Origin of the sequence: Undibacterium sp. TJN25 (assembly GCF_049339885.1) — a bacterium.
Classification (GTDB): domain Bacteria; phylum Pseudomonadota; class Gammaproteobacteria; order Burkholderiales; family Burkholderiaceae_D; genus Undibacterium.
In genome coordinates this window covers 1-415 of sequence record NZ_JBMPPM010000045.1, presented here as the reverse complement: position 1 = coordinate 415, position 415 = coordinate 1, and the positions used below count along the sequence as shown (strand labels likewise).

The 415-nt window shown below is 59.5% G+C and carries 1 protein-coding gene; it reads left to right on the top strand.

Features of this window, described 5'->3' with window-relative positions; genetic code table 11:
• On the top strand, positions 1 to 415 hold a 415-nt coding region (locus ACO0LO_RS29045), incomplete at both ends, for a MotA/TolQ/ExbB proton channel family protein (RefSeq protein WP_422970034.1).

Genomic DNA, 415 nt, shown 5'->3' with positions numbered 1-415 from the left:
TGCTGGAACAGATCGACCTCAACACCTGGGTCTCCATGTCCATCCAGCGCGCCGTCGACAAAGTACAAAGCCGCCTGCAAGACGGCCTGGCCTTCCTCGCAACAGTCGGCTCCACAGCACCGTTCGTCGGTCTGTTCGGTACGGTCTGGGGTATCTACAATGCGCTGACAGCGATTGGTGTCGCCGGCCAGGCCTCCATCGACAAGGTAGCAGGTCCAGTGGGTGAAGCGCTGATCATGACCGCGATCGGTCTGGGTGTAGCGGTTCCAGCGGTACTGGGCTACAACTTCCTGGTACGCCGCAACAAGACAGCCATGGAAGACGTTCGTGCGTTCAGCGCCGACCTGCACTCCGTCGTATTGTCCGGCGCCATGTCCAAAGCCGTTGGCGCAGCCAACATCAAAAAAGTAGGCTA